Raw genomic sequence first — 13,797 nt, 5'->3', positions numbered from 1 at the left:
TCGGGCGCGTGCTGAGTGCTCTCAGTGCGCCGGACAGATGGCGCTGGACATGCGGCCGAGGTCGACGTGCCGTCGACTCACCAAGGCGATTCCAGTTCCAGACATGACGGAAGCGTGGCATGGCGATCTGGACACAGTCCAGCTTCGTCCATGATGCGGACACTCACGTCCCGGAATCCGAGACGCGGGTGTCCTTGGTCACATTCGGGCACCCAGGGGTGTCCGTCCAGGTCAGGCGGGGAACGCCCCAGGCCACGGTCCCGGAGCGGCGGCCTCCGCCTCCTCCTCGACCTTGGTGTCGAACAGCTTGAAGCCCCGCCGCCGGTAGTTGTCCATCGCGTGCTCGCCGTCCTTGCTGCAGGTGTGCAGCCAGACCCGCTTGGTCGGGGTCAGTCCCGCCCAGCGGTCCGCGAGGTCCCAGGCGCGGGCCGTGCCGTACGACAGCAGGTGCCCGCCGATGCGCCGTCCCCGGAAGGCGGGGAGCAGCCCGAAGTACACGATCTCCACGACCGCGTCGTCCTGGGCCTCCAGCTCCACGTATCCCGCGGGAGTGCCCCGGTCGTACGCCACCCAGGTCTCGACACCCGGGCGCTCCAGGTGCTCCAGCCACCGCGCGTACGACCAGCCGAGCCGGTCCGTCCAGAGGATGTCGCCCCCGACCGAGGCGTACAGGAACCGGCTGAACTCGGGCGAGGGCACCTCGGAGCGGACGATCCGGACGTCCCCCTCCGGCGCGGCGGCCGGCAGCAGGTCGGTCGGCGCGGTCTGCTCCAGGGACCAGGTGGTCACGGCGATGGTGGGCATGGAGCTCAGGAAATCATCCGCCCGGGTGCCATGTCGATGGACGCCGGGGTTCCGCCCTTCAGCCCAGCGCCCTGTCCACCGACGTCAGCGGCAGCGCGAACAGCACGCGCCCCGACTGGGACCAGACCTCGCCGGTCTCCTCCCAGTAGGAGAGGGAGCCCGACCGGCCGCTCCAGCAGTGGCGGGACTCGTCGGTCGCGCATTCCGTCGCCCGCGCGCCGTCGAGGTCCTGGCGCCACAGCGTTCCGTGCCCCTGAGGGGTGCCTGCGGCGCGGTTCAGGTACCAGCCCGAGCGGTACGACAGCACACCGCGCACATCGGTCGTCTTCGTCTCGTACGCGTCCACCGGATCCGCCCGCCCGGAGGGGCCGGTGGCGAGCAGGCCGGACCGGGCCGGGTCCCGGCTCAGGGCGTAGCGCCACAGCCGGGTGTGCCGGTCACCGTCCGCCGGCACCCACTCGTTCGCGACCAGACTGTCGGGGGCGGTACTGCGGTCGAGGGAGACGGAGGCCGGGCGCGGCGCGTCGGCACCGCCCGGCAGGGCGTACGAGGCGACGGCGGGCAGCACGTACCGGGACCCGTGCGCCGCCCAGCCGCCCCGTACCCGGCCGACCGCGTCGGAGTCGACGGTGGCGCGCTGGATGCGGTCCATGTCGTACACGTACAGCGCGCTCCGGTCGCCCTCGCGGGTCGTCACCAGCAGCTTGTCCTGGTACCAGACCATGCCGGACAGCGGGGAGACCAGTCCCCGGTAGTCCCGCCCGCCGTCCACCGGGACGGCCAGCAGTGCCCAGGTGTACCGGAGCCGGCCGAGATCGTTCGCGTCCACGAGGGCGATCTTGGCCAGGCCCCGCTCCGGTGCCGGACCGTCCATGGAGCCGCCCTCGCCGCCGCCGCGCGTCCAGCCGGAGAGGACCACGCGGTCGGCGCCCCAGCGGCCGTCGTCGTCCGCGTCACCCGAGGTGGTGACCGCCCCGGGCCGCCAGCCGCGGGTGTCCGCGCCGCCGAAGCAGTACGCGCGGGTGGCCGCCGGTTCGATCGGCAGGGTGTGCTTCTCGGCGGTCGAGCAGTCGGCCGCCGTCCGCAGGGCGTGGTCGGCGTCGCTCAGCACCGTGCCGACACCGACGGGCCGGCCCATTGCGGAGGCGAGCCGGTCGAGCCACCGCTTGGGGACCCGCCGCTCGGTCAGGGACAGTCGCCCGTCCTCTCCGGATGCGGCGATCGGCTTCAGGGCCCCCGGGGCGTCCGCGACCGTGGCCTGAGAGGCGCTGATCATGGTGGCTGCGGCGGTGAGCGCGAGTGCCGTACCGGCCAGGGTCGCACGCAGCGCCCTGCCCCGTCTGCGCCGCCGGTGTCTGCCGCGATGCTTCATACCCGTCCTCCCGAGGCGGACCAACTGCGCCTCCTGAACCGTACGTTGACGGAGGAGCAGGTGGGGTTGGCCCGTAGGGGATGCTACGGCAGGTGGGCGGGGCAGCGGACGAAGACTTCGCAAATATGCGAAAGACGCACCCTTCGGAGCCGCCGGACGGCACCTCCGCGTGAAATTCAGGGCAGGGCCGGGGACGTGCGCAGGCCGCGCACCGCCGGTGCCGTCGAGTGCGGCAGCACACCGCGCGGGTCGTCCGGGAGCAGAACCTCGACCTCGGTGTCGTCGGCGAAGCGGTAGGGCCGGTGCTCCAGGAACGCGCCGAGATAGCGCCGCACCCGGGACATCTCGGCGCGCACCGTCACCGTCCGCGCCGGGTCGCCGAACAGGTCCCCGGCCAGGGCGGACGCGGTGCGGCCGGTGCGGTGGACGGTGAGGAGGTAGAGCAACTCGGCATGCCGGGGGCTCAGTTCACGGGTCCAGGAGCCCGCGCCGCCGGAGACCTCCACCGACCATCTGCGGGCCTGTCTCAGATCCAGTACGACCCTGGCCGCGCCGCGCGCCGCTGACTCGTCGCCGGCCGCCCGCAGCAGCCAGCCCCCGGCCAGCGGCTCCACCGCGCACCGGCCGAGCCCCGGCACCCATACCGGGCCCGGTGCCGGCGACTTCGGCGGCGTCACCCGCCGCAGGTACCCCGTCCCGCTCACGGCGGCGGTCCAGCCGTCTGCGTCGACCACCAGGGCGCGCCCGCCGAGCCGGGCCAGCACGGGCGCCGCCACCGCGCGCAGCCGCTCCAGCGACTCCAGGTGCATCTCCCGCAGCCGGGCCTCGGCGAGCCTGGCCACCGAATGGACCCAGGCGAGCGTGGCCGGGTGCATCGTCTCCAGCGGCCCGCTGACGTCCACCACACCGATCAGCCGGCCGTTCCGGGGATCCGTCAGCGGGGCGCCGGCGCAGGTCCAGCCGGCCTGGGACCGTACGAAGTGCTCGGAGGCGAAGACCTGCACGGGCCGGCGCACCACCACCGGTGTGCCCACACCGTTCGTGCCCACGACGTCCTCACGCCAGTCCGCGCCGAGTTCCAAGCCGAGCCCGTCGGCCTTGCGCAGCACCGGCGCGCTCCCCTCGCGCCACAGCACCCGGCCCTCCTCGTCGGCGACCACCATGATGTGGTGGGCGACGTCCGCGACCGCCAGCAGCCCCTCCCGCAGCACCGGCAGCACATGGCGCAAAGCCGACGCCTCGCGCCGCCGCCGCACCTCCTCGCGGGACAGCGGATCCGCCCGGACGTCGTGGTCCGGGTCGACCCCGTTGCGCAGCATGCGCTCCCAGGACTGCTCGATCACCCGGCGCGGTGCCACCGGAGCGGGCCGCCCGGACAGCCGGGCCGAGCGGACCTCGCTGAGCACCCGAGCCGCACGCGCGCTGTCCACGGCGGCGAGCTGCGTGACGTCCATAGGCGTGCGCCCCCCGGGCCCGGTCCGACTGTCCGTCTCATAGTGCCGTCCGCCCCCGGGCGGACGGGCACACTCCGCGCACAGTCAGCAGCAACTTGCAACCCCCTGCAACCCTGGTGGACAGCCCGGCCGTGGCCGAAACTTGAGCAGCGACGTCCCGAGCGGCGTTCGATGGCTCGAACGGGCCGGTGCCGCGGGGGTGGTGCCGTGTCGGCGCAGCACCACCCCCGCTTTCCCGCGTACGCGAAGACGCGACCGCGGTTCAGGACACCGGCCGGGCCCGCTCCACCACCGACGCCAGGTCGAGCGTGTGCGGCAGCGTCCCGAACACCGCGCCCCCGTCACCGCCCAGCCGTGCCGCACAGAACGCGTCGGCGACCTCCGGCGGCGCGAACCGCACGAGCAGCGACCCCTGGAGCACCAGCGCCAGCCGCTCCGCCAGCCGCCGCGCCCGCCCCTCCACGCCTTCCAGGTCGGCGAGTTCGGTCAGCAGGTTCTTGATGGCCCCGTCGAGCCGGTGGTCGGCGCCGCGCGCCTGCCCGACCTCCCGCAGATACGCGTCGAGCACCCCCGGCTCCCGCCGCAACGCCCGCAGCATGTCCAGCGCCTGGACGTTGCCCGCGCCCTCCCAGATCGAGTTGAGCGGCGACTCCCGCACCAGCCGGGGCAGTCCGGACTCCTCGACGTACCCGTTGCCGCCCAGGCACTCCGCCGCCTCGACCGCCACCGCCGGGCAGCGCTTGGTCACCCAGTACTTGGCCGTCGGCACCGCGATCCGCAGCAGCGCCCGCTCCTGCTCGCCACCGTCGTCGTACGCCGCCGCGAGCCGCAGCGCCAGGGTGGTCGCCGCCTCCGACTCGATCGCGAGGTCGGCCAGGACGTTGCGCATCAGCGGCTTGTCGACGAGCTTCCCGCCGAACGCCGCACGGTGGGCGCAGTGGTGCACGGCCTGCGCGACGGCCTGCCGCATCAGGCCCGCCGAGCCCAGCACGCAGTCGAGCCGGGTCGCCGCCACCATCTCGATGATGGTGGGCACCCCGCGCCCCTCCTCGCCGACCCGGCGGGCCCACGTCCCGTCGAACTCGACCTCGGCGGAGGCGTTCGACCGGTTGCCCAGCTTGTCCTTGAGCCGCTGGACGAGGAACACGTTGCGGGTGCCGTCCTCGAGCACCCGCGGCACCAGGAAGCAGGTCAGCCCGCCGGGAGCCTGCGCCAGCACCAGGAAGCCGTCGGACATCGGCGCCGAGCAGAACCACTTGTGCCCGGTCAGCTCGTACGTCCCGTCCTCGGCGAGCGGTCGCGCGGACGTGGTGTTCGCCCGGACGTCGCTGCCACCCTGCTTCTCCGTCATGCCCATCCCGAACAGCGCCCCGGCCTTCAGGTGCGCGGGCCGCAGGTCACGGTCGTAGACCTGGGAGGTCAGCTGTGGCTCCCACTCGGCGGCCAGCTCCGGGTCGGTGCGCAGGACCGGCACCGCCGCGTGCGTCATCGACAGCGGGCAGCCGTTGCCGGCCTCGACCTGCGTCCACACCAGGAAGGCGGCGGCCCGCCGGACGTGCCCGCCCGGCCGGGTCCAGGCCGCCGTCAGACCGGCCGAGACACCCTTGCCGAGCAGCCGGTGCCAGGACGGATGGAACTCGACCTCGTCGATCCGGTTGCCGTACCGGTCGTGCGTGCGCAGCCGCGGCGGGTTCTCGTTGGCCTGCGCCCCCCACTCCTGCACCTGGGCCGAGCCGGAGGTCCGCCCGAGCCCCGACAGCTCGCTGAGCGCCTCGTCGAGCAGATCCGGGTCCAGGTGCCGTTCCACCGCCGCCGTGAGGGCCCGGTCGGCCGCGAAGACGTCGTAGCCGACCAGCGGCGGGACCTGGTTGCTCACGGTGTGAGTGCTGCCAGTCATGGTGCGAAAGTACCCCGCGGCACCCCCTTGGTCACCAGCGAACGGGGCCCGGACGCACAAGAGCAACCTGTGGGTGAGTGGGACCAGGCACGACGGATACCGTTAGGGGGTGCAGCCAGCAAGTGAACCCCCCGCCACGCCCACCGGCCGCCTTCACCGGGCGCGGGCTCTCTACCGGAACGTCTCCAAACGCAGGACCGCCTGGCTGTTGCTCAAGGACACCGTCAACTCCTGCATCGAGTACCGCATCCTGGGACTGGCGGCCGAGGCGGCGTTCTTCACGCTGCTGTCGGTGCCGCCGCTGCTGCTGAGCATGATCGGACTGCTCGGTTACGTCGACGCCTGGACCGGCGCGGACACCATCGAGAGCCTGCAGGCCAACATCCTGGAGGCCTCCCGCACGGTTCTCTCCGACCAGGGCGTCCGGGAGATCGCGGAGCCGATCCTGCACGACGTGATGAAGGGCGGCCGGCCCGACGTCATCTCCATCGGCTTCCTGTTCGCCCTGTGGTCCGGCTCCCGCGCGGTGAACGTCTTCATCGACACCATCACCGTGATGTACGGCCTCGACGGCGTCCGGGGCATCGTCAAGACCCGCCTGCTCGCCTTCGCCCTGTTCATCGTGGCCCTGCTGATCGGCTCCGTCGCGCTGCCGCTGATGGTGGCCGGGCCGGACGCGGTGGTAAGGATCGTGCCGTGGTCGACGACGGTCGTGCAGGTTCTCTACTGGCCGGTCGTCATACTCCTGTCGATCGCCTTCCTGACCACCCTCTACCACGTGTCCGTCCCGGTCCGCTCCCCGTGGATCGAGGACGTGCCCGGCGCGCTCGTCGCCCTCGGCATGTGGGTCCTCGGCAGTTTCCTGCTGCGGATCTACCTGACCAGCACCGTCGAGGGCCCGACGATCTACGGCTCGCTGGCCGCGCCCGTCGCCGTGCTGCTGTGGATCGGTGTGTCCGCGTTCGCCGTGCTCGTGGGGGCCGCGGTGAACGCCGCCATCGACCGGGTCTGGCCGGCCGCCGCGACGGCCGCGGCCCGCGAGGCCAACGAGCGGCTCCGGCAGGCGCAGGTCGCCGAGTACGTGGCCCGCGCCGCCGCCCAGGGCGAGGCCGATCCCGACATGCCCTCCGAGTTCCCGGAACGCTGGTCACGCTTCCTGCCCCCGGAGGACGTCACGTCGCGCCTGCGCACGCATGCGAGGAGCACCCACCCGCCGCACAAGCCGGAGGATTCCTAGCCTCGCGAGGGCCGGACATGGCCGAAAGTAATCGAACTCCGGACCGAATCGCGCGTTCCGTGAGGATCATTCGGTTGCCATGATGAGCGCGTCCCCGAGGGGAGGGGGGCGCGGGGGCGCGTGCTGACCACACGCGACAACGGGGACATCTGTACCGGGGGCTTCTTCTTTCCGCACATCTTCGGCTTTCCGTACATCTCTGCCTTTTTCTGCGCCGTGTCGTGCCGTAACCGTGCTTTCCCCTCGTGGACGGACTGACCATCCACAGAGAGGCATCGGCGTGCGCACAGCACGAAGAGAACCCCGAAGAGGGCCACGAAGAGAGGCCTTCCGCGGCGGCCTGGCGGCCACCGCACTCGCCACCGCGGCGGCCGTGCTCGGCGGGCTCGTCACCGCGGCCCCCGCCCTCGCGGACGAACCGGGGGACAACCCCGCCAACCCCTATGAACGCACCCTGCGCATCAGCCTGGGCGCGCAGGCCCGCAAGGACCGCTGCCAGGCCGGCGAGGCCGTGCACTACGGCGGACCCGAGCTGAAGTCGGTCACGGCGGCGAAGCTCAGCGGGACGGACGCCGGGCTGCGCGAGTTCGTACGGCCGGACGCCATCGGCGGCGAGTGGAGCCAGGCCGACGGCCGCGACCGGGACGCGGGTATCGCCGCCCTGCGCGCCTTCGAGGCTCGGCAGACGAAGCTGAACGAAAGCAACGAACCCTACCGGGCGGTGAACAATTCCGGCGGCCGCGACTTCTGGGCTCCCGAGTTCGGCGAGGACATCGTCACCTTCACCCTCCGCCGCCGCGAGCAGATGCCCCACAAGTGGGAGGAGCCGACCCCGCGTCCCGGCAAGGCCGCCCTGGACAAGGCGCGGCAGGTCTTCGACGCGTTCAGCACCGGCGACGACGCCTGGGCGGGCGCGTACAAGGACGTCGCGGGACGCGCGTTGTTCGGCACGGACTCCTGGGAACGGGCCTCCGCCAACGACATCGCGACCTTCCTGCGCTTCGGTGGCTTCGCTACCCAGGCTCCCGAGCCGGACTCACTGGAGTTCCGTACCGAGGTCGAGGCCCTGAAGCAGGCCTGGGCGGCCTGTGACAGCGACAACCCGATCGACCACTACCGGGTCCTGACGGGGCCCGTCCTGCAGGCGTACACGGAGTGGGAGACCGAGTACACCGGTCAGGCCGAACAGCGCAAGCAGATCCTCGCCGCCGAGGCCTCCGCGTCCAAGGAGACGCGGACCGCCACCGAGGCGATGATCGAGGCGGTGCGTCAGGCGTGGCTCGCGGACCAGATCCTCTACTGGCAGAAGTACTGGGCAGCCAACAAGGACGCCCTCGACTACCCCGGCAAGGCCACCTTCACCAAGGCGACGGCCGACCTGAACGCGGCGAAGACGGCGGCTGCCAAGCAGGTGGCCCTGGCGGACGCCGCCGCGGCGCGGGCCAAGACCGCCGCCGGCAGCGCGACCGCGGCACAGCAGAAGGCGTGGGAGACCGCCGACGCGGCGAAGCAGCCGCGCGGCCGTGGCCTGCTCTACGCGCAGCAGTCCGTCCAGGTCGCCAAGGCGTCCGCCGCGGCCGCGCAGGCGGCGGCGAAGGCCACGCTGACCGCGTCGAACGCGGCGAAGGCCACCGTGGCCGACTCCAAGACACTGCTGGCGCTGGCCAAGACGCAGACGCACGCGCTGAACACCGAGTTCCGCAAGGCGGCCGCGCTGGAGGCCAAGGCACAGGCGAAGGCGGCCGCCGAGTCCGCCGCCATGCAGGCCGAGGAGGCCGCCGCCAACGCCGCCACGGCCAAGCGGGCCCGCGCCACCGCCGAGAAGGCCGAGCAGGACGCCAAGGCGGGCGCGGCCGAGGCCAAGCGGCAGCGGGGCATCGCGGAGGCCGAGAAGGCCAACGCCGAGCGGGAGCGGGACAACGCGGCCCGCGAGCGGCAGAAGGCGAAGGACGCGGAGGCCCGGGCGCGGAGCGAGCAGGACAAGGCGGCTCAGGCCCGCTCGGCTGCCAGTACGGCGGGGTCGACGGCGGCAGACAAGGCGGCCGCGGCCGAGGAGGCCGAGCGGCGCGCCTACGAGCTGCGTGACGACGCGGTCAAGGCCGAACGCGATCGGGATGCCACCGCCTCAAGGGCCGCTGCCCTTGAGGCGGCTGCCGTGGCGGCCGAGGGCACTGCGGCGGCCGGTGAGACCCGGGCGGCGGCCACGGAGGCGCGGAGCGCCGCCAACGCCGCGGCGGGGGCCGCGACGCGAGCCAGGTCTGCGGCGAACGAGGCGTCGACGGCCGCGGTGAACGCACGCGCGGCCGCCACCCGCGCCGAGGGCGCGGCCAAGCGCTCCCGGTCCGCTGCCGACGCGGCCTGGTCGGCGTACCAGAAGACCAGCGCCGCGGCGGCCACCGCCCACGCGGCGGCCGCCGAGGCGATCGACGCGGCGGCTGCCGCGAAGGCCAACGCCACGAAGGCCGACGCCGACGCGAAGAAGGCCCAGACCGCCGCGATCAACGCGCGCAAGCAGGCCACCGCAGCGGTTGCCGAGGCGGCCAGGACGGCAGCCTGGGCGGCGAAGACCGCCGGGTTCGCCGCCGCCACGGCCCAGTACGCGCAGGCCGCGCGGGACGCGGCCACCGCCACCACGAAGGCGGCCGACAAGGCGATCAGCCTCGGCTCCCCCTACCGGGAGACGGACTCCGCGGCCGCGTTCGCGGTGCTGATCGGCCAGACCTCCAAGACCCTCGCCGAGCAGCAGGCCGCCGCGGCCAAGGCCAAGTCGGACGAGGCGAAGAAGGCGGCGGCCCAGGCCAAGGCGCTGGCCGACAAGGCGGCCGGTGACGCCAAGATCGCCCTCCAGGCGGCGGCCGATGCGGCGATGTACGCGGAGAAGGCACAGGACTCCGCGGACGCGGCCCGTGCCTCGGCCGCCGCGGCGGCCGTCGACGCGAAGGCGGCGAAGAGGGCCGACGCGAACGCCCAGAAGTACGACGAGCAGGCGGGTGTGGACGCGGTCCACGCCGGTTTCGCCGCGAACGACGCCGAGTCGGCGGCCGCCCAGGCCGACCGCGACGCCACCGACGCCGAGCGCGACGCCGCGAGCGCCCGCTCCGCCGCGTCCTCCGCCGAGTCCGACGCCGCCGCGGCGGACCTGATCGCCACCCACGCGGAGTCGGACGCGACCAGGGCTGAGAAGTCCGCGGCCAACGCCGAAGGCGCGGCCAAGGACGCCGACGCGGCTGCCACCCGCGCCGAGGAGGCCCAGCGCAAGGAACTCGAGGAACTCCGCAAGCAGCGTGCGGAGAAAGCCCCCGATCTCGGCGCCGACCTCTCCGGCGACGAGGAAGCGGCCCTGCTGCGCATGTGCGGCCAGGAGTGCGTGGACCAGTACCGGGCCGCGCGCGCCCTGGCGGGCCAGAGCCTGCTGGACTGGGTGAAGGCCAACGGCGGCCAGATCCTGCTCGACGAGATCGGTTGGACCGACGTCAAGAACTGCCTGACCAAGGGCGACGTCGAGAGCTGCCTGTGGACCCTGGTCACGGCGGTCGGCATGGCCATCCCGGTCACCAAGATCCCAGCACTGGGCAAGGCGATCATCAAGATCGCCACGGGCGTCGTCGGCTTCTTCGAGAAGTCGGCCAAGGCGAAGCGGACGCTCGACAAGCTCCGGAAGCTCGCCGAGAAGGCGAAGAAGGAACCGGACCTGCCGCCCTGCGCGAAGAAGAAGTCCGTGAAGACGGCGGCGTTCTCGAGCCGTGCGTCCTCGAGCCCGGCGTCCTTCACCAAGGCGTCCGCGGCTGCGGCCTCGGGCGACGACGAGCCGGACGTGTGCGGCCTGGACCCGCAGAAGAACCTGCCCTACGAGATCCTGGACAAGATCGACGAGAAGTACGGGCCCGACGTGGCGGACGGCGTCGAGTACCAGTGGCAGCGGATGATGGGGAACAGCAAGGAAGCCGGCGACCACAACATCCCGGGTGTCGGCCGCGACCTGACGGCCATGGCCGACTACTTCAAGAAGTGGCGCGGAAAGGCGACCCACAAGGACTCGGACACGGGCAACGGTGTCGCCTACGACGAGGACAAGGGCGTGATCGTCATCATCACGGCCCGGTTCATCCACGGATACAAGATGTCCGAGGCCGACTTCCTGAAGGCGGGCAAGTATGTGCCGAAAAAGTAGCGGAACGGGAGGAGGGACAGTCATGCGAACGGAGTTCGAGCTGACCCGCGACGGGGATGACTTCGTCGCGCGGCTCGACCCGTCCCAGGTGAGTGCCCTTGAGGAGGCGCTGAGCTACGCGCGCCGCGGCGACGCCTCCGACGCGTACCTGAGAGTGCTGCTCGGGGTCGGCCGGGACGTGGTCGACGGCCTGGTGCACCGACTGCGCGGTCCTCACACCGAGCCGCTCGACATACGGCTGCGGCCGGAGGAACTGCATGCGGCGCTGAGTGCGTTGACGAATGCCGCGGCGCATTTCGTCTCGGCCGACGGCCGGTTCTCCCAGGAGCCCTTCCTGATCCGGCTGGGTTTCTACCGGGAGAACTTCGACGCCTTGGCGCTGGCCATCGTCAACGCCGCCTACCGGGCGTACGAGGTTCGAACCGACGAGGTGACCGAGTGAGACTGCGCATCCGCCTCACCCGTGAGGGAGAGGAGTTCATCGCCCGGCTCCGGCCGTACCACGCCGATGTCCTCCACCGGGCACTGACCTGCCTGCGGGCCGGCCAGCACGGGGTTACGGCCCTGGCAGTACAGGTCGGCGCGGGTCCGGAAGCCGTGGACGCCCTCGCCGCACGTCTGGCGGGCGACCACCCGGGGTCATTCGAACTGCGGCTGTCCGCAGCCGAGGTGCATCTTCTCCACAGTGCGCTGACCGCCGTGCCGCTGATGTTCCTGGACGGCGAGGACCGTCTGTTCTCGGAAGAGCGGTTCCACAAGGAGACGGGCTCCTTCAGAGAGCACTTCGACTCCCTGGCGCGCAGCCTCGTGGAAGAAGTCTCCGAGGCCTGACCTCGACGAGGGCCCGGAGCCTGTGCTCCGGGCCCTCGTCCCGTCGGGCTACGGCGTGGTCCCGACACGATCTACGGCTCGCCGTCCGCTCCCGTCGCCGTGCCGCTGTGAATGGGTGGCCCGTGCCGCCGCCAGGGCGAGGCCGACCCCGACATGCCCTCGGAGTTCCCGGAACGCTGATCCCGCTTCCTGGCCCCGGAGGAAGTCACGTCGCGGTCCACGTGACCTGAGATGATCAGAACGGCCGTACGAAAACGCAGAGGTGGGGGACATGGTCGTTCTGGGGCTGCTCGGTGTCTTGGCGCTCGTGATCGGCGGGTGCGTGTGTGTGGTGTGGGCCGAGCGCGGTGGTCCTCGCTGGGTCCGTGTCGTGGCGGCCGTGACGCGTGGCGCGGGCGAGCTGCTGCACAGCGCGGGGAGGGGCAGCCGGGGGAGCGGCAGCCGGACCAGTAGCGATGACGGCGACTAGGACTTGTCCGGGCGATCATGTCCGGAGCCAGATGGTGAGAGCTGCTGCGGTTACGGTTCCGAGGAAGACATAGCCGCGCTTGTCGTAGCGAGTCGCCACAGCCCGGTGCTGCTTCAGTCGGTTGATGGCCCGTTCCACGGTGTTGCGTTTCTTGTACCGCTCTTCGTCGAAGCCGGGTGGCCGTCCGCCGCGTGAGCCTTTGCGTTGGCGGGCAGCCTGGCTGTCGGTCTTCTCCGGGATGGTGTGCCGGACGCCCCGACGCCGCAGGTACTCACGACAGGGCCGATTGCTATAGGCCTTGTCGGCGGCGACGCTGTCGGGCCTTTTGCGGGGCCTGCCCGGCCCGGGTTTCGGGACTCGGATCTTCTCCAGCACCGGTTTGAACTGGGTGCAGTCAGCCCGCTGACCGGGGGTGACAATCAGGGACAGTGGGCGGCATAAGCCATCCGCGCTCAGGTGGAGCTTGGTGGTGAACCCGCCGCGCGATCGACCCAGGCCCTCACCTCCAGCACCACCTCCACCAGGCGGGCGACGAGGCTCTGCCACGGCGTTTCGCCCTGGTGTTCGTTGAGTTCGGCCCCTTTGGAGGCGAGAGCTGGTGGCGGTTCAGTGCGGGCGCCGGCCGCGTGCTGGTGGGCGCGGACGATGGTGGAATCGACTGAGACATCCCAGTCGATCTCGCCTGTGGCGTCGGCCGCGGCCTGGATCTGCTGGAGCAGACGCTCCCAGGTTCCGTCGGCCGACCACAGCCGGTGGCGTTCATAGACGGTTTTCCAGGGCCCGAACCGTTCAGGCAGGTCACGCCACTGTACGCCGGTCCGCACCCGGTGCAGAATCCCGTCGATCACCTGCCGATGGTCCCGCCACCTGCCACAACGCCTGTTACTGACGGGCGGGAACGGCCGCAGCCGTTCCCACTCCGCATCACTGAGATCACCCCGCCCCATGACAGGAAGAACGACCGGGACACCCACCGGTCACAAGATCACACGAACACTGGCCCCTACTCCGTGACGAACGGTGCATATCCAACCGGGACCTCGCTCACCTGAAGGTCGGAGAAGAGCAAGGTCAGGTTGTGCGCATTGGTCTCGATGCGTACCTCGTGGAAGTCGATGCCGAGGGCGTTCGACCAACGTCGCGTGGCCTCCGACTCGGGGAGAAGCTTGGCTCCCGGGTAAAGGCAGTGCCATTTCACGCCCCAGACGTACCCGTCGAGGTCGGCACCAGTTTCGTGGTCGATGAGCCGGAAGCACTACTAGCCGTCGCTGTACGCCTGAGCGAGAACCCAGGGCTCCAAGGTGCGGTCCCCGGCGTCCGTCCCCCGTGCGAGCTACGCGGAAGTCCCCCTGCAGGGGGACGAGCCAGAGCCGCCACATCCGTAGCTTGGGTTCGATGCACCCTCACACGCATTCATGATCACGACTGCCGCGCCCGTACCAGCGCGCCGCCCCACGAGCCGCCGGCCAACATGGAGACCGGAATACAGCTGTTGTGACAGTACGACAGCGTCCCGGCCGTGGGTGATCGCGTTTTCGGTATGCGTGCCGCTCAGAAGGAGG

At 71.6% G+C, this 13,797-nt stretch carries 11 protein-coding genes and 1 pseudogene; 5 read left to right on the top strand and 7 right to left on the bottom strand.

What is annotated here, in order from left to right; all coding sequences use genetic code 11:
• Positions 1–21: 21 nt before the first annotated feature.
• The 5 genes from IE212_RS35605 to IE212_RS11265 form a co-directional block, all read right to left on the bottom strand.
• Positions 22–105 carry a putative leader peptide gene (locus tag IE212_RS35605; protein ID WP_311241247.1) on the bottom strand — a complete coding sequence of 28 codons (84 nt, stop codon included), beginning with the start codon at positions 103–105 and terminating at the stop codon, positions 22–24.
• A 126-nt stretch (positions 106–231) separates the two neighbouring features.
• Positions 232–804, bottom strand: coding sequence for a GNAT family N-acetyltransferase (locus IE212_RS11280; RefSeq protein WP_190197617.1), 573 nt, complete (start codon positions 802–804; stop codon positions 232–234).
• A gap of 58 nt (positions 805–862) precedes the next feature.
• A complete protein-coding gene (locus IE212_RS11275) occupies positions 863–2,176 on the bottom strand; it encodes a hypothetical protein (protein ID WP_190197616.1) in 1,314 nt (437 codons plus the stop codon).
• Positions 2,177–2,352: 176 nt separating this feature from the next.
• Positions 2,353–3,630, bottom strand: coding sequence for a GAF domain-containing protein (locus tag IE212_RS11270; protein ID WP_190197615.1), 1,278 nt, complete (start codon positions 3,628–3,630; stop codon positions 2,353–2,355).
• Between the two features lie 262 nt (positions 3,631–3,892).
• Positions 3,893–5,527, bottom strand: coding sequence for an acyl-CoA dehydrogenase family protein (locus IE212_RS11265; RefSeq protein WP_190197614.1), 1,635 nt, complete (start codon positions 5,525–5,527; stop codon positions 3,893–3,895).
• A 109-nt stretch (positions 5,528–5,636) separates the two neighbouring features.
• On the opposite strand from IE212_RS11265, the gene IE212_RS11260 reads away from it, so the two are divergent.
• The 5 genes from IE212_RS11260 to IE212_RS11240 all read left to right on the top strand — a co-directional run bounded on the left by IE212_RS11260 (position 5,637) and on the right by IE212_RS11240 (position 12,235).
• Positions 5,637–6,764, top strand: coding sequence for a YihY/virulence factor BrkB family protein (locus IE212_RS11260; protein ID WP_190197613.1), 1,128 nt, complete (start codon positions 5,637–5,639; stop codon positions 6,762–6,764).
• A gap of 280 nt (positions 6,765–7,044) precedes the next feature.
• The gene (locus IE212_RS11255; RefSeq protein ID WP_190197612.1) at positions 7,045–10,935 is read left to right on the top strand and encodes a hypothetical protein; all 3,891 of its coding nucleotides are present in this window, start codon (positions 7,045–7,047) and stop codon (positions 10,933–10,935) included.
• Positions 10,936–10,957: 22 nt separating this feature from the next.
• Entirely contained in the window at positions 10,958–11,377 is a 420-nt protein-coding gene (locus IE212_RS11250; RefSeq protein ID WP_190197611.1) for a hypothetical protein, read from the top strand.
• Positions 11,374–11,766, top strand: coding sequence for a hypothetical protein (locus IE212_RS11245; RefSeq protein ID WP_190197610.1), 393 nt, complete (start codon positions 11,374–11,376; stop codon positions 11,764–11,766). Before IE212_RS11250 ends, IE212_RS11245 begins: the two co-directional genes overlap by 4 nt.
• 271 nt (positions 11,767–12,037) lie before the next feature.
• Complete coding sequence (locus IE212_RS11240) at positions 12,038–12,235, top strand: hypothetical protein (protein ID WP_190197609.1); 198 nt, start codon at positions 12,038–12,040, stop codon at positions 12,233–12,235.
• A gap of 15 nt (positions 12,236–12,250) precedes the next feature.
• Here IE212_RS11240 and IE212_RS11235 read toward each other — a convergent pair.
• Both IE212_RS11235 and IE212_RS11230 read right to left on the bottom strand, forming a co-directional pair.
• A protein-coding gene (locus tag IE212_RS11235) for an IS5 family transposase (RefSeq protein ID WP_444545056.1) occupies positions 12,251–13,182 on the bottom strand; the annotation gives its coding sequence in 2 pieces (ribosomal slippage) (positions 12,251–12,802 and positions 12,805–13,182; 930 coding nt in all).
• Between the two features lie 56 nt (positions 13,183–13,238).
• Positions 13,239–13,484, bottom strand: a pseudogene (locus IE212_RS11230) (YxiG-like protein); the annotation flags it as partial.
• Positions 13,485–13,797: the final 313 nt, after the last annotated feature.

Origin of the sequence: Streptomyces djakartensis (assembly GCF_014651075.1) — a bacterium.
Taxonomy (GTDB): domain Bacteria; phylum Actinomycetota; class Actinomycetes; order Streptomycetales; family Streptomycetaceae; genus Streptomyces; species Streptomyces djakartensis.
This window is presented reverse-complemented; position numbering and strand designations above follow the sequence as displayed.